This is a genomic window from Alkalibacillus haloalkaliphilus (assembly GCF_007991275.1).
Taxonomy (GTDB): Bacteria; Bacillota; Bacilli; order Bacillales; family Alkalibacillaceae; genus Alkalibacillus; species Alkalibacillus haloalkaliphilus.
The window spans coordinates 133,283-148,975 of the sequence record NZ_BJYA01000014.1 but is presented as its reverse complement, the minus strand read 5'-3'; the positions used below and the strand labels follow the sequence as shown (position 1 = coordinate 148,975).

Genomic DNA, 15,693 nt, shown 5'->3' with positions numbered 1-15,693 from the left:
TTCGGAGGATTAGCTCAGCTGGGAGAGCACTTGCCTTACAAGCAAGGGGTCGGTGGTTCGAGCCCGCCATCCTCCACCATCTAACTTCATTGCCGACCTAGCTCAATCTGGCAGAGCAACTGACTTGTAATCAGTAGGTTGGGGGTTCGAGTCCCTCGGTCGGCACCAGTAGTTGGAGGGGTAGCGAAGTTGGCCAAACGCGGCGGACTGTAAATCCGCTCCCTTTGGGTTCGGCGGTTCGAATCCGTCCCCCTCCACCATCTTATTGGGCCATAGCCAAGCGGTAAGGCAACGGGTTTTGGTCCCGTGATTCTCAGGTTCGAATCCTGATGGCCCAGCCATATATATTTTAGTTCAAGTTAGAGCCATTAGCTCAGTTGGTAGAGCATCTGACTTTTAATCAGAGGGTCGGAGGTTCGAATCCTCCATGGCTCACCATTTACATAAGAAGTAAGGGGCCTTAGCTCAGATGGGAGAGCGCCTGCTTTGCACGCAGGAGGTCAGCGGTTCGATCCCGCTAGGCTCCACCATAACATTGATTTAAAGTTGTTTCCTGATTTGGGAAGCAGCTTTTTTTTGTATTCTAAAAACTAGATAAGAGTTAATTAAACTAAATTTGTACAAACTATAGGTTGTATAGAGAAGTGAGGCTTACCATTGAAAGCGCCTTCGGTCCTGCATAATTATTCACTTTTTTGTCCAGTTGAACCATTTAGATAATGAATATAAAATAACCTCAGGTAAAAGGAGGGGTTTAGATGAAAAATAGAGTAGGGATTATAGGTGCTCCGATTACAATTGCACAGCCGAACTATGGTGTTGACCTAGGCCCAAATGCTATTCGATATGCCGGTTTACATAAACGATTAGATGGGCTAAATGTAAAATACGAAGATTATGGAAATATTGATATAAAGAATGAGGGGTCTAACGAAAAAGATCCAAAAACAAATTTAAAGAACTTAAAAGAGGTTACGAGTGGTAACCAAAAAATTGCAGATAAGCTAAAAAAGATAAAATCCAAAGGTGATTTTCCATTAATTTTAGGTGGAGATCATAGTATAGCTATAGGAACTATTGCAGGTCTTTATAGTTTTTATCAAGAACTAGGTGTTATTTGGTTTGATGCACATGCAGACTTGAACAGTGGTGAGACATCTCCTTCAGGTAATATTCATGGTATGTCACTTGCAGCGAGTTTAGGTGTAGGACATCAAGATCTTACATCGATTAATGGGGATGGTCCTAAAGTGAAACCTGAAAACACTGTTATTATTGGTGCACGGTCTATTGATGAAGGTGAGAGAAAGTTTATAAAAGAGCATGGTGTTCAAGTTTATACGATGCATGACATTGAGAAACGTGGTATGGATGCTGTAATTAAAGAGGCAATCGATTATTTAAGGCCGCGAGTTAATGGTGTCCATTTAAGTCTTGATGTGGATGGGATAGACCCTTTACATACACCAGGGACAGGGACACCTGTTGATGGAGGTCCTTCATATAGAGAAACATTTCATGCAATGTCTACATTATATGACTCTGAAATACTTACTTCAGTTGAAATTGTTGAAGTCAATCCTTTATTAGATCAGCGGAATCAAACGGCTGAAGTCGCTACTGATATGATCGCAGCCGTATTTGGTGAGAAATATATATAATTTTTAATAGCTTCATTTCATTTTTGAGATGGAGCTATTTTCTTTTTCTCCCTTCTTAGCAACCTATGACCAACAATTTTTTCCTACAAACTAATATGAAATTATTGGTAATTGTTGTATAATGTTATTGATTGTATGAAAAGAGGAGAAGGATACCAGTGTCTGAACAGGGGGAGTATAACAAGATAAATTCAGATTTAGCGTTGTATGAAGAGGTGTTAACCACATACGACAATGATTTGTTTCGTCATTGTTATCGTGTTTTAGGCTGTTTTTACGACGCTGAAGAGGTGACGCAAGAGACATTTCTAAAAGTTTATCAGAACTTATATAAATTTAATGAGATTAAGCAGGTCAAGCCTTGGCTTTTTAGAATTGCTACTAACCTTTGTATTGATAAAATGCGTAAGAAGAAGCCGCTCGCAATCCTTGATCAAGCTATAAAAGGTTCTGAGTATGCTACCCGATTGGACCAAGTTGAAGGTCAAGCTCTTAACCCGGAAGAATCAGTCATTACGAATGAGCGAGATGAGCAGATATGGGACTACATAAAAGCTTTACCACCGAAGTATCGCTCTGTTATATTACTTAGATACTTCCAAGAGTTTTCGATTAATGAAATTTCTATAACACTTAATATTCCAGTGGGGACTGTAAAGACTAGAATATATAGGGGAAAAGAAGTTTTGAAGAAGAAGTTCGTTAATGGTAAAACGCTAGTTTAGGATGATCTGAATTAGCGTTTTTAGTATTTTTAGTACAACATTTAGCAATGAAAAAATAGGAATTTAATCATCTTCCATTTATTTAAGTCATAATAAAATGTGATATAATAAAAACAGTTTAAAAAGCTCCTAATGAATATAAGTGCGTGAAGGAAGTGTAGGCATGTCGTGGGAAGAATTAGATCTCATACAAGTGCTTAGAATCGTCGTTGATATAGCATTAGTATGGTTTGTTATATATAAATTATTTTCAGTTATAAGAGGGACGAAAGCCGTTCAATTGTTGAAAGGGATTTTCGTCGTATTAGGTATATGGTTTTTTAGTTCAATTTTAGAGCTTAAAACTGTTCAATGGTTAGTTTATCAAGCGATCACATGGGGTTTTCTTGCGGTTATTATCTTGTTCCAGCCAGAAATTCGACGTGCATTAGAACAACTTGGACGAGGGAGCTTCTTTGCGAGAAATACTCAGTCTGAAGAGAAAGCAATCCACGAAACAATCGATGCAATCGTTAAGTCGTGTAATTATATGAGTAAGAGAAGAATTGGTGCGTTAATCACTATTGAGCGTGAAACTGGTATGAGTGAATATGTTGAGACAGGTGTTGACGTTCATGGTAAATTAACGAGTGAGTTATTAACGAATATCTTTATTCCAAACGCACCATTACATGATGGAGCGGTTATTATAAAAGCTGATGAAATCGTGGCGGCTGCTTGTTATTTACCGTTAAGTGAAAGTCCTTTTATTTCGAAAGAATTAGGGACAAGACATAGAGCGGCTATGGGTGTAAGCGAAGTAACAGACGCTTTAACTTTAATCGTTTCAGAGGAGACTGGAAACATATCTGCTACTAAAAATGGTGAACTTCATCGAAAACTAGACGAAGAGGATTTACGTAAATTGTTAATGAAAGAGTTAAACCCTGCTGAAGGTACGTCTGCATCAAAGTCGTGGAGTTGGAGGGGAAGCGAAATGGATAATTGGATTAAAAGCCCATGGTTTACAAGGATCGTATCATTATTTCTAGCCATTTTGCTTTACACAACAGTAGCGATTGATGAAGCAAATACGTCTCGATCAAATGATATCTTTCTTCCAACAGGTTCATCAGATGTTGAGACGATGGAAAACGTGCCATTACAAGTTGACCTAGAGGAAGATGATTATGTCGTGCGGGGTGTTCCTGATACGGTTAACGTGACAGTAGAAGGGCCACGCAGTGTTATAACCCAAACAGTACGACAGCGTAATTTTGATGTGTTTATTGATTTAAATGATCTAGGACCAGGACAACATGAAGTTGATGTTTTGCATGCTGGTATATCTAGTCAATTATCTGTTTATATTGAACCTAGAACAGTAGATATCACGATTGAGGAACGTTCAACTGTGTCATTTCCAGTTGAAGTGGACTTTTTCGGCCATGATGAGTTAGGTGAAACTGATGCGTTTGCTAGTGAACCAGTTGTTGCACCCGAAGAGGTTGATATTACAGGTTCGAGTGCGGAAGTGGATCGTATTGCGATGGTGAAAGCTATTGTCAGCCTTACAGACTTGGCAGAAGATGGAGTGATAAATGATGCTCCAATTCGTGTCTATGATGCCCAAGGAAATGAATTAAGTGTATATGTCGATCCATCAACGGTTTCGGTTGAGGCGGATGTGTCGATTAATGATAAGCGTTATCCGTTAACATATGAGTTAAGTGGAGAGCTAGATGACAGCTTAGTACTTCAAGGGGTTAATTTAAATCCTGTTTCTGCCACTTTATACGGTAGCCTTGAGCGTTTAGATGAAATTAATATGCTAGAGCCATTAGAAATAGATTTAAGTGAAATTGAAGAAACGACGATATTAGAAGTTGATGTACCTGTACCATCTGGTGTTACTAGGGCAGAACCTGAAACAGCTGAGGTAGAGGTTGCAGTTGAAGAAGCAATCGAAGACACATTAGATGACGTTGAAATAGAAGTTGACAACTTAGAAGACAACCAAGAAATCACTTTCATTGACCCAGAAGAAGCATTAATTGATGTTAACGTAATTGGAACTCAAGATGATTTAGATGATTTAAGTTCAGATAATATAAGAGTTTGGATTGATGTGGATGGTCAAGTAGAAGGTGAGTTTTATGCGGACTTACAATTAGATGGCCCTGAAGGTATTAGACTTTCTACAGAAGAAGAACGAGTAAGGGTCAGAATCGAATAGATCTTGACGAATGATATGATGGATTGAATGAAGGAGCGGAATGATCATGGGAAAATACTTCGGGACAGATGGAGTACGTGGGGTAGCTAACACAGAATTAACACCAGAGCTAGCCTTCAAATTAGGGCGCTACGGTGCCTACGCACTAACGAAAGATGCAACAGAGAAAGCTAAGCTACTAGTAGGTCGTGATACACGTATATCAAGTGAGATGCTTGAAGGTGCTTTAGTAGCTGGAATTCTATCTGTTGGTGTAGATGTCATGCGCTTAGGTGTAATATCGACTCCTGGTGTTGCTTATTTAACAAAAGCTTCAGGTGCTCAAGCAGGTGTCATGATTTCAGCATCTCATAACCCAGTAGAAGACAACGGTATTAAATTTTTCGGCGAAAGCGGATTTAAACTTAATGATGAACAAGAACATGAAATTGAAAGCTTGCTTGATACAGACACTGATGAGTTACCAAGGCCTGTCGGTACAAAAGTAGGGCAATCAATGAATTACTTTGAAGCAGGTCAGAAGTACTTACAACATTTAAAGCAGACGGTTGATACAGATTTTGAAAATATGAAAATTGTTATTGATTGTGCCCATGGAGCTACTTCATCACTAGCATCTCATCTGTTTGCAGACCTTGAGGCGGACCTGGTGTCAATTGGTTCATCACCAGATGGCACTAATATCAATGACGGTTATGGCTCAACAAGCCCGGAAAACTTGCGTCAAACTGTAGTTGAACAAGGCGCAGACATTGGTTTAGCCTTTGATGGTGATGGTGACCGTCTAATCGCTGTAGATGAAAAAGGTAATGTCATCGACGGTGATAAGATTATGTATATTTGCGGCAAGTTCCTTAAGCAACAAGGGCGCCTGAAAAAAGATACCGTTGTAACGACTGTGATGAGTAATATCGGACTTTATCGTAAGTTTGATGAGTTAGGTATTGATACAGTGAAAACATCTGTCGGCGATCGTTATGTCATGGAAGAAATGTTAGCCAATGACTTTAACTTAGGTGGTGAACAGTCTGGTCACATTATCTTCTTAGATTACATTACGACAGGTGACGGTATGTTATCTGCATTACAGTTACTAAATGCAATGAGCGAGACGAAAAAGCCATTATCTGAACTAGCCGAGGAAATGCAGAAGTTCCCTCAAGTTTTACAAAACGTTCGTGTTGTGAATAAGCATGAAGTTCATCTCGATCAAACTGTTCAAGAAGCAATCGATCGAGTAGAAAGTGAGTTAGATGGAAAAGGACGTGTGTTAGTTCGTCCATCAGGAACTGAGCCAGTCGTCCGAGTAATGGTTGAAGCGCCGACGAAAGACGATTGTGAGAACTATGTTGCACAAGTTTCTAAAGTAATAGAAGAAACATATGGCTTAAAAGATGCATAGAATATAACAAGCATGAGGGATGGTTTTTGATTTTCATTCCTTGTGCTTCACTTTTTCAACAACAGTAATTGACCTGTTTTACAAATATAAGTAAAATAGGAACAGTCAGTTTTATTCAAGAATAGAAAGGAGCGTAGAGTGAAAGTATAGTTTTAAAAGCGCCAGGGCTATTTCTCGGACGGAGAAGAGAAATAGTTGACGAGGAGGAGGTTTAATCGAGTATTCGGCGGATGCCTCCCGGTTGCAGCACCTCAACTGTAGTGTTGGAAGTGAAAACGTAGAGGCAACTCTATGCACAACCACTTCTTACAAGGTGTATAAATAACTAACACGAGAAAGGGGCAAACAATCGCCCCTTGTAAAGGAATGCATTTGTTTGCCTCTTTCAAAATAGGAGGTAACACATTATGTGCGGAATTGTAGGATATATCGGGAATCAAGATGCAAAAGAAATCCTTTTAGCAGGTTTAGAGAAATTAGAGTATCGTGGGTATGACTCAGCAGGTATTGCAGTGCGAGGCGAAAAAGATACAGATCTATTTAAAGTAAAAGGACGAATTGCGAACTTACGTGAAGCAGTTGATGAATCTGTATCTGCTAACATTGGTATTGGTCATACACGTTGGGCAACTCACGGTGAGCCAAGCGAAACGAATGCTCACCCTCACCAAAGTACATCAGGCAGATTCACTTTAGTTCACAATGGTGTTATTGAAAACTTTGAAGAACTAAAAAGTGAATACTTGCAAGATGTTAACTTTGTAAGTGAAACAGATACAGAAATTATTGTTCAACTAATTGAGCAATTTGAAAAAGAAACAGGCAACGCGCTTGAAGCGTTTCGTAAAACTGTAAGCTTACTACACGGTTCTTATGCATTAGCTGTATTAGACCGTGATCAGAAAGACACTGTTTTCGTTGCGAAAAACAAAAGCCCATTACTTGTTGGTTTAGGCGAAGAGTTCAATGTCGTTGCGAGTGACTCAATGGCGATGCTTCAAGTAACCGATCAGTTTGTTGAATTAATGGATGAAGAAATCGTATTAGTTGCGAATGATCGCGTTGAAATCCAAAAGCTTGATGGTACTAAAGTGGAACGCGACCCATTTGTTGCTGAAATTGATGCTAGCGACATTGAAAAAGGGACGTACCCTCACTTCATGCTAAAGGAAATCGATGAACAGCCTTTTGTTATGCGTAAGATTATTCAAGAATACCAAGATGACAATGATCAAATTAAGCTAGATGAAGACGTACGTCAAGCGATGGCAGACTGTGATCGCGTCTATATTATTGCAGCAGGAACAAGCTACCACGCAGGCTTAATTGGTAAAGAATTCTTAGAAAAGATTGCGCAAGTTCCAACAGAGGTTCACATCGCAAGCGAATTCTCATATAACATGCCATTACTATCTGAAAAGCCATTATTCGTCTTTATTTCACAAAGCGGTGAAACAGCAGACTTACGTTCAGTATTAGTTGAAACAAATAAATTAGGTCATCCAGCGCTTACGATTACAAACGTACCTGGATCAACCCTTTCTCGTGAATCGAATTACACATTACATTTACATGCAGGACCAGAGATTGCAGTTGCTTCAACGAAAGCATACACAGCACAAATGGCTGTCTTAGCTATTTTAGCTGTAGATACAGCGCGTGCTAAAGGTTTAACGTTAGATTTCGATCCGTTAAAAGAATTAGCGATCGTCGGTAATGCAATGGAAACGTTATGTGATCAGAAAGACCAGCTAGAGCAAGTTGCACGTGATTATTTATCAACAACACGCAATTGCTTCTTTATCGGACGTGGTTTAGATTACTTCGTTGGTTTAGAAGGCGCGCTAAAGCTTAAAGAGATCTCTTACATTCAAGCAGAAGGTTTTGCGGGTGGAGAGTTAAAGCACGGTACAATTGCTTTAATTGAAGACGGCACACCTGTGATTGCACTTGCAACACAAGACCATGTAAACAGCTCAATCCGTTCAAACGTACAAGAAGTTGTAACACGTGGTGCTAACGCATGTATTATTAGCCCTGAAGACCTTTATCGTGAAGGTGATGCATTTGTCATTCCAACAGTGCATCCATTACTAACACCGTTAGTTTCAGTGCTACCATTACAAATTATTTCTTACTACGCAGCACTACACCGTGATTGTGATGTTGATAAGCCAAGGAATTTGGCTAAAAGTGTTACAGTAGAATAAATATGGTATAATAAGGATAAAGGCAGAAGTGATTAGACACACTTCTGTCTTTTTTACCCTTAAACGATTTTAGTTAAAAAAGTAAGGGAGTGGCAATAATTGAATTCTTATAAAGATATTCGTTGGAAACAACGATTTGAAAATTTCGAAAAGGTTTTTCAATTACTTGAAGAACATAATCAAGAAGAGCTAAATAGTAAAATATTAATTGCCGGCTATATTCAATTTTTTGAAATGACAATGGAGCTTTCTTGGAAAGTGATGAAAGACTATTTAGAAGCTGAAGGCTACATTGTTAAAAGTCCTCGTGAAACTATTAAACAGGCATATCAAAATGGGATCATTAATGATGGTCATATATGGCTAGAAGCGTTGAACAAAAGAAATTTAACTACTCATACATATGATGACGACCTGGCATTAACATTGATTAGTGAAATTAACAAAAAGTACTTTCCGGAAATAAAGTGGTTTTATGAGAAGTTAAAGAGGGAGTTACTATGAATTTTGGTTTAAAAGATGAAGATTTAGATGAATTGAATAACCTGTTTGGACGTTACCCAGAGGTAGAAAAGGTAATCATCTTTGGAAGTCGAGCAATGGGTAATTATAAAAAAGGTTCAGATGTTGACCTCGCCATCACTGGTAAAGAAGTTACACAAGAGACAATTAATCAGATTAATTATTGGTTAAATGAAGAGTCATCGATGCCTTACTTTTTTGATGTGATACAGTATGAACAGATTTCTAATGAGAGTTTGAAGCAACATATCGAGGAAAATGGATATTCACTGCCGCTGTACTAGGAGGTTTTTTTATGGATACCAATCTACAACTTCGCCCACTAGAAAAAGAAGATTTAGATTTCATATATAAAATGAGAACAAATCCAAACATCATGGATTATTGGTTTGAAGAGCCTTATACAACGAAGGAAAAAATGGTTAAGGAGTATGAGAATTCACTAAATAGTGATTCACATCGCTCCTTCATCTTGTATCACGCTAATGAGAGAGTCGGTTATCTCGGCCTTTTTGATATTGACCAGCGTCATCGTAACGCAGAGTTTGCCATTATGTTTGACCCTGCTCACCAAGGTAAAGGTTATGCAGTAGAGGCTACCAGACTAACCGTTGAGTATGGTTTTAATCAGTTAAACTTAAATAAAATCTTCCTATACGTCGTCAAACATAATGAAAAAGCCATTCACCTTTATGAAAAAGTTGGGTTCAAAGTTGAAGGGGAGCTAAAAGAACACTTCTTCGTTGATGGAAGTTATCACGACGCCTTGATGATGGGATTGTTGAGGAAGGATTATAACAGAATGTAGATTGAAACATGAACTGAGATCGTCTATACGGTCTCAGTTCTTTTTTGATTATTTTTCCCAAAAGTAGTTGCAAATAAGATTTACTGTGTATATAATGTGTATATAGTATATATACATTATGTAAACACACTGATCAGTAAAAAGAGGGATAAAGATGCAGATTATTATTTCAAATAGCTCCAAAGAACCGATTTATGAACAGATTATCAACCAAATCAAGTCTTCGATTTTATCCGGCGACTTAAAAGAAGGGGCAGCCCTTCCATCAATACGGCAGTTGGCGAAGGACTTGCAAATTAGTGTTATTACGACGAAGCGGGCGTATGAAGAGTTAGAGAAATCAGGGTTTATTTATTCCATTGTCGGTAAAGGTTCGTTTGTGGCTGAGCAAAATTTAGAAGTAATCCGTGAGAAAAAACTAAAAGTAATAGAAGAACAGTTAAGTGCAGTGATTGTAAATAGTAAAGAAATCGGGTTGTCTTTTGGTGAACTACAAGAACTTTTAAAGCTTTTGTATGAGGAGTGAGTTATATGGAAAATGTTGTTGAGTTAAAAGGTATTAAGAAAGCATTTAAAGGTTTTTCCATTGATCAAATCGACATGGAAGTGAAGAAAGGTTTTATAACAGGATTCGTTGGGGCAAACGGAGCAGGTAAATCAACAACCATTAAAATGATGATGAATTTATTAAAACCAGATCAAGGGGAAGTAAGTGTTTTTGGATTAGATTATAAGACACATGAGAAGGAAATTAAAGAGCGAATTGGCTTTGTATATGACGCTAATGTCTTTTACGAAGGGCTGAACTTGAAAGATATTAAACGTACTGTTGCACCTGCTTATAAAAGTTGGGACGATGACTTGTTTGATTACTATGTTGATAAGTTTGGTTTGCCGCTTAATAAAGCGATGAAAAAGTTTTCAAAAGGAATGCAAATGAAAGCTTCCTTAGCAATTGCTTTGTCACATCATGCTGAATTAATTATTATGGATGAACCGACGGCAGGGTTGGACCCTATTTTTAGACGTGAATTTCTTGATTTAATTCAAGAGTTAATGGTGGACAGTAATCGTACGATCTTCTTTTCGTCACACATTACAACAGATTTAGACAGGATTGCTGATTATATCGCTTTTATTCAAGATGGAGATATAGTATTTAACCATTCAACTGAAGAAGTAGCTGAAAATTATGCGATTGTAAAAGGGGAGTTAGACCTTTTAGACCGAGACACAGAAAAAGCATTTGTTGAAGTACGTCGAGTTCCGACGGGCTTTGAGGCACTGACAGATAATTTAAAGCAAGTGAACGATATTTTCGGAGATTCTGTAGTCATTGAGCATGCAACGCTTGAAGACATTATGTACTACCTGAAAGGGGGCGTGTCCCATGTTTAATTTATTTAGGCGAGACCTTATTTTACAGAAGAAGATGATGTTAATCTTCATCCCATTTATTTTGTTCTTCATTATTATGGGTACATCTACAACTTTAATCGCTTTGGTCGCTAGCGTATTTATTCCATTTAATGCTTTTTACTATGATGAAAAGGCAGAGACGAACATTTTGTTAAACTCCTTACCTTATACACGTAAAGAAATTGTCGCTTCTCGTTACATTGGGGCAGTCGTCTATATGCTCTTAGCGATTGGTTTAACAAGTTTATTGCTACTAGTCTTCAACCAATCTTTTACATTAAATGAAATTGCAATTGGAGCAACAATGTTTATGTTGTTTGCAGCATTAACGTTTCCGATCTTTTATATATTTAAGCCTGGCTACTTGATGATTGTTGTGTTAATAAGCTTTTTCGTCTTTTTATTCATTGTAGAAAATGCCATTCCATATGTAATGGAAAACTTCACTACACTAACAGAATTCGTGTTAAATCTTTCAACAGTTGAGTTATATGTATTTGGGACATTAACGATTTTGGTGGTTTATGGCGTCTCTTGGTTAGCTTCTACAATTATTTATCAACAGAAAGCTTTGTAAGGTTAGTAGGAGGTGAGCAAATATTTATCGAGAAACTATACAAAATGTTCTTAACTCTTTGGGTGAGGTGAATGAGTTATTGCAAGCAATAGGGATTTTTCTATTATCTTTAATTCCGTTTGTTGAGTCGCCAGGTGGTGCAGCAATTGGTACATTAATTGGCCTTCCAATCTTATTGGCACTCGTTATTAGTATGTTAGGTAATTTGTTGTCGTTGATGATGATTATTGTGCCATTTAATGCGTGGCTCGTTCGCTTTCGAGAGGCAAAACAAAAGGGGTTTATTCATAGAAGAGCGAGTAAAGCTAGAGAAAGGTATGAAAAATATGGTGTACCTGGTGTAGCACTTTTAGCCCCATTAGTCGCTTCTGGACATATTGCTGCTTTCGCTTCTCTTGCAGCTGGAGCAAGTAAAAGGAAAGTCGTTTACTGGCATGTTATTAGTATTGTCGTATGGGGCTTAATTGGTGTAGGTTTAGGCACTTATTTTGTTCATGATATCATGAATTGATTGAATTTAGTTTTTGAATTTTTTCACTCCTATTCGTCACATAAATTACAAATAATGTGATTTATAAAATTCGCTCACAATGCATATTGTCACCTTCTCTACCCAAACTAAACGTTAAGAAAGGAGTGAAAAGAATTGGATATGAACCATTTCAAGTTAATACTAACAAAAGCAATCGCATCATTTATTCTTTTGTATGTGATTTTAGGATTCGGTTATCAAGTGACTTTTGCTAATGTTTTATTCATTACATTAATATTAGGCGCGATCTCCTACATTATCGGTGATTTGCTTATATTATTGCGAACTAATAATATAGTTGCCACTATTTCGGATTTCTTCCTATCCTTTGTTGTCCTTTATTTAATGCTAGGTTTTATTATGCCAGGAGGACCAATATTTCAAGCTTCATTAATTGCTGCAGTCGGAGTAACTGTATTCGAGTTGTTCTTTCATATGTTCGTTAAGCGAGATTATGAAGAAAGTGAACAAAGAGAGGTCACAGAAAAGAGACAGCAAAATTACCAACTACAAACGGAGGTATCTGACGAATTGGAACCAAAACATGAACGTGAAAATCAACATTCCGAATACCGTAAAACGAAAAATGAAGTGGCTGATGAGATAAATCCAGATGACTTTGATGAAAGGACTGGCCGCCCGAGAAGTGGACGTTTAAATGATGATATTACAGATGAATTAAACCCGGATGATTTTGATGAGCGAAAATAGTTGCTATATAGCAAGCACTAATGCTCCCTAAAATAAGTTTTAGGGGGGCTATGTAAATATATTATGTTGTGATTAACCAAGGGTGTGAAACTGTGAACATTGTATTTGAAGTGTTAATAATGGTTTTAGCGGGGTTACTATTTCTTCGGCTTGCTGGTCGAAAATCTATATCACAAATGACTTTGGCACAAACTGTTGTCATGATCTCTATTGGTTCAATAATCATACAGCCAATAGTCATCCGGACCATTTGAAATAAGCTAACACCCTCTTTATTTTACAATTCTATTATACCATAATATAGAAATGATTATTAGACTACAATTTAAGTGAGAAACCCCTTATGATGGTCATACACCACTACTTAGGGGGTATTAAATGTTAGGGTTAAGCAAAGGTGAAGTGAAGCTTGTCAACTACAACCCAGAATGGCCTCAACTATTCCAACAAGAAAAACAGCTGCTACAAAACATGGTTGGAGAACACGTCTTAGGTATTGAGCATATTGGCAGTACAGCTATAAAAGGTTTGAAGGCAAAACCGATTATTGATCTTGTCGTTGGGTTAAAAAGTTTAGAAGACGTTCAATTACTAGGCCTAAAAAGAATGAGTGAAGCGGATTATTACATGTTGCAGAAACAAGAGATAGAAGGGAAAATTGTCTTTGCAAAGTTTCCTTATATCAAAGACGAGGATTATACGAAGACGCATTTTCTCCACGTTGTTGAGTATAATGGTGATTGGTGGAATGCACACATTCAATTTCGAGATCGACTGAATGCCAATCAAGACCTTGCTAAAGAGTATGAAGCGCTAAAGCTTAAGCTAGCGGAAGAACACCCTAAAGATGTAACAGCTTATGCTGAAAGTAAAGAAATGTTTATAAAATCTGTTTTAAAATAATAAACTAAAGGCTGTCTCAATAGCGAGACAGCCCTTTTTTATGCTCTTCTTACATTTAGTATTACGTGATAAATTATGATTAATATCGTTCCAACTAGAGCGAAAAAGCCTAATACTGTATAAAGGGCATTAGCGCTATAGTGATCAATTATAGGTCCACCCATAAGCGATCCGATAATGCCTGATATACCGAAAAAGACGGTATGGAACATAAGGTGACCAGTTCCTTGGACGACTTTTGGAATTAGTCTTGTAATGTAATCAAATGCTGCTAAATAAAGAACAGCAAAAGTTAGACCGTGTAGAAACTGCAAGCCGATTACAACCCAAGGGTCGTGGATCACGCCAAATAAAAACCAACGAATCGTATAAAGGACTCCAGCTACAATAATGAACATTAGTGTGTGATACTTTTTAAACCAGAAGGCAGCTGTTGCAAATATAGCAGCTTCACTGATTACACCGACAAACCAAGAGACCCCGACTAAGCTTTCGGTTCCACCTAATTCAACGATGTAAATACCAATAAAGCTATCACTCGTACGATGTGAGATCGTAATGAACATGATAAATAGCAAGAAGAACATTAAGCGTTTGTTCTGAAAAAGTAGTTTAACACTTTTAAGGCTAACCGATTCTTTAGAAGGCTCTGCATCCGTTAGTCTAAAAGCAACTAAAAGGGCTAATGAGCCAAAGAGTAAGTAAGGCCAAATGATATTCTCTATGCCGGTCCACGTTAAATACTGCCCAACAACGAGTGAAGACACAGCAAAACCAATTGACCCCCACGTTCTAATCGTCCCAAACGATATTGAGAGCTCATCTGCACGACGTTGGGCTAAACTATCACCAAACGCCCCAACAGGTGCAGAGAAGAAATACATAAAGAAAGCAAAGGTCAGAATTAGACCTAAGCTGTAAACATTAAAAAAGACGACACTGAATAACAGTAAAGCCGTTAATAAAATAATTAAAATGCGTTTAACGGTCTTAAACTTATCGCTCATATAGCCCCAAAAAGGCTCTGATATAAGCGCTGCTAAGGGGCCTATAGCTAGTACCCATCCAATTTCAGTACCGCTCAAACCCAAGTCTTCTTGCAAATATATAGGTATATAACTCAAAATGATTGTATTTGTTGCAAAAAACGCAAATAAAAACGTTTTAAGCGGTGTTAATGATTTATGTTGTGACATAGAATTTCTCCAATGCTTGTTTTCCTATGTCATCATATCATTAATGAAGTAAATTAAACAGCTTTAATCGCATCTTCAACGGCTTGGTTGCCCTTAACAACTTTAAATGATTTTCCGATCGTATTGTCATTTTCTACAGCAGCTTTAATGACTTTGGCGACATCTTCACGTGGTACTTCTGTTGGCTCGCTTTGACCTGAAAGGCTAACTTGTCCTGTTCCTTCATCATTTGTTAACAGTCCTGGGTGAACAATTGTGTAATCAAGGTTAGTGTCTTTTAGCCATTTATCAGCATAGTGTTTGGCTGCAACGTATGGCGCGAATGATTCAGGTGCTGATTGAATCGCTTCACGTGTCGTATCAAATGAACTCACCATAATAAAGCGTTTCACATTCGCTTGTTTGGCAGCTTCAATCGTTTTAACAGCCCCATCTAAATCGATCATAATTGTTTTATCTTTGCCAGTGTGTGGACCAGAACCAGCTGTGAAGACGATTGAGTCTACATCTTCAGCTGCTTTCTTTATATCTTCAATGTCTCCTTCTAAATCTGCGACAGCTACATCTGCACCAAGGTCTTTAAAAAATGAAGCTTGGCTTTTCTTTCTAATCATTGCTTTTGCCTCTAATTGATCGCTTTCTTGAATGAAGGTGACTAAATGCTTACCAATTTGGCCATTTGCACCGACGACTAAAACTTTTTTCATATTCCCACCCTTTCCAAGTAATTTAACTTAATCGTATAAATAAGTTACGGTTAATGTCTAGAAATAAGCTTGCAGAAAAATAAGGAGATGGGTTAATTACATCTC

Annotated in this window: 16 protein-coding genes, 6 tRNA genes and 2 pseudogenes; 22 read left to right on the top strand and 2 right to left on the bottom strand. The window is 37.7% G+C overall.

The window, feature by feature from the left end:
- Positions 1-3 precede the first annotated feature (3 nt).
- The 22 genes and pseudogenes from AHA02nite_RS10840 to AHA02nite_RS10740 all read left to right on the top strand — a co-directional run bounded on the left by AHA02nite_RS10840 (position 4) and on the right by AHA02nite_RS10740 (position 13,685).
- Positions 4-79: transfer RNA gene (locus AHA02nite_RS10840), tRNA-Val, on the top strand.
- A 12-nt stretch (positions 80-91) separates the two neighbouring features.
- Positions 92-168: transfer RNA gene (locus tag AHA02nite_RS10835), tRNA-Thr, on the top strand.
- Positions 169-174: 6 nt separating this feature from the next.
- Positions 175-260: transfer RNA gene (locus AHA02nite_RS10830), tRNA-Tyr, on the top strand.
- Between the two features lie 6 nt (positions 261-266).
- Positions 267-341, top strand: a tRNA-Gln gene (locus AHA02nite_RS10825).
- A gap of 21 nt (positions 342-362) precedes the next feature.
- A tRNA-Lys gene (locus tag AHA02nite_RS10820) sits at positions 363-438 on the top strand.
- Positions 439-454: 16 nt separating this feature from the next.
- Positions 455-530 (top strand) — tRNA-Ala (locus AHA02nite_RS10815).
- Positions 531-758: 228 nt separating this feature from the next.
- Positions 759-1,661 (top strand): arginase, encoded by a 903-nt coding sequence (gene rocF / locus AHA02nite_RS10810; protein ID WP_146817212.1) that lies wholly within the window; start codon positions 759-761, stop codon positions 1,659-1,661.
- A 158-nt stretch (positions 1,662-1,819) separates the two neighbouring features.
- The gene (locus AHA02nite_RS10805) at positions 1,820-2,386 is read left to right on the top strand and encodes a sigma-70 family RNA polymerase sigma factor (protein WP_170236074.1); all 567 of its coding nucleotides are present in this window, start codon (positions 1,820-1,822) and stop codon (positions 2,384-2,386) included.
- A 163-nt stretch (positions 2,387-2,549) separates the two neighbouring features.
- Positions 2,550-3,359: pseudogene (cdaA, locus tag AHA02nite_RS15310) on the top strand (diadenylate cyclase CdaA); the annotation flags it as partial.
- A 3-nt stretch (positions 3,360-3,362) separates the two neighbouring features.
- A complete protein-coding gene (locus tag AHA02nite_RS15305; RefSeq protein WP_307724924.1) occupies positions 3,363-4,601 on the top strand; it encodes a CdaR family protein in 1,239 nt (412 codons plus the stop codon).
- Positions 4,602-4,647: 46 nt separating this feature from the next.
- The gene (gene glmM, locus AHA02nite_RS10795; protein WP_146817206.1) at positions 4,648-6,003 is read left to right on the top strand and encodes a phosphoglucosamine mutase; all 1,356 of its coding nucleotides are present in this window, start codon (positions 4,648-4,650) and stop codon (positions 6,001-6,003) included.
- A gap of 407 nt (positions 6,004-6,410) precedes the next feature.
- Complete coding sequence (glmS, locus tag AHA02nite_RS10790) at positions 6,411-8,213, top strand: glutamine--fructose-6-phosphate transaminase (isomerizing) (protein WP_146817204.1); 1,803 nt, start codon at positions 6,411-6,413, stop codon at positions 8,211-8,213.
- A gap of 99 nt (positions 8,214-8,312) precedes the next feature.
- A complete protein-coding gene (locus tag AHA02nite_RS10785; RefSeq protein ID WP_146817202.1) occupies positions 8,313-8,717 on the top strand; it encodes a nucleotidyltransferase substrate binding protein in 405 nt (134 codons plus the stop codon).
- Positions 8,714-9,019, top strand: a complete 306-nt coding sequence (locus AHA02nite_RS10780) for a nucleotidyltransferase family protein (protein WP_146817200.1) — start codon at positions 8,714-8,716, stop codon at positions 9,017-9,019. The genes AHA02nite_RS10785 and AHA02nite_RS10780 overlap by 4 nt, the downstream gene beginning before the upstream one ends.
- 11 nt (positions 9,020-9,030) lie before the next feature.
- Entirely contained in the window at positions 9,031-9,543 is a 513-nt protein-coding gene (locus AHA02nite_RS10775; RefSeq protein WP_146817198.1) for a GNAT family N-acetyltransferase, read from the top strand.
- 154 nt (positions 9,544-9,697) lie between these two features.
- Positions 9,698-10,069, top strand: a complete 372-nt coding sequence (locus tag AHA02nite_RS10770; RefSeq protein ID WP_146817196.1) for a GntR family transcriptional regulator — start codon at positions 9,698-9,700, stop codon at positions 10,067-10,069.
- A 5-nt stretch (positions 10,070-10,074) separates the two neighbouring features.
- Entirely contained in the window at positions 10,075-10,941 is an 867-nt protein-coding gene (locus AHA02nite_RS10765; RefSeq protein WP_146817194.1) for an ABC transporter ATP-binding protein, read from the top strand.
- Positions 10,934-11,539, top strand: a complete 606-nt coding sequence (locus tag AHA02nite_RS10760; protein ID WP_146817193.1) for an ABC-2 transporter permease — start codon at positions 10,934-10,936, stop codon at positions 11,537-11,539. The genes AHA02nite_RS10765 and AHA02nite_RS10760 overlap by 8 nt, the downstream gene beginning before the upstream one ends.
- 79 nt (positions 11,540-11,618) lie before the next feature.
- On the top strand, positions 11,619-12,050 hold the full coding sequence (locus AHA02nite_RS10755) for a small multi-drug export protein (RefSeq protein ID WP_170236073.1): 432 nt from the start codon (positions 11,619-11,621) through the stop codon (positions 12,048-12,050).
- Between the two features lie 141 nt (positions 12,051-12,191).
- On the top strand, positions 12,192-12,782 hold the full coding sequence (locus AHA02nite_RS10750; protein WP_146817217.1) for a YndM family protein: 591 nt from the start codon (positions 12,192-12,194) through the stop codon (positions 12,780-12,782).
- A gap of 119 nt (positions 12,783-12,901) precedes the next feature.
- Positions 12,902-13,021: pseudogene (locus AHA02nite_RS15300) on the top strand (DUF421 domain-containing protein); the annotation flags it as partial.
- A gap of 139 nt (positions 13,022-13,160) precedes the next feature.
- Positions 13,161-13,685 carry a GrpB family protein gene (locus tag AHA02nite_RS10740; RefSeq protein ID WP_146817189.1) on the top strand — a complete coding sequence of 175 codons (525 nt, stop codon included), beginning with the start codon at positions 13,161-13,163 and terminating at the stop codon, positions 13,683-13,685.
- A gap of 38 nt (positions 13,686-13,723) precedes the next feature.
- Here AHA02nite_RS10740 and AHA02nite_RS10735 read toward each other — a convergent pair whose 3' ends face one another.
- Positions 13,724-14,881: an MFS transporter gene (locus AHA02nite_RS10735; RefSeq protein ID WP_146817187.1), complete on the bottom strand. Its 1,158-nt coding sequence runs from the start codon at positions 14,879-14,881 to the stop codon at positions 13,724-13,726.
- A 53-nt stretch (positions 14,882-14,934) separates the two neighbouring features.
- Positions 14,935-15,588, bottom strand: coding sequence for an SDR family oxidoreductase (locus tag AHA02nite_RS10730; protein WP_146817185.1), 654 nt, complete (start codon positions 15,586-15,588; stop codon positions 14,935-14,937).
- Positions 15,589-15,693 lie beyond the last annotated feature (105 nt).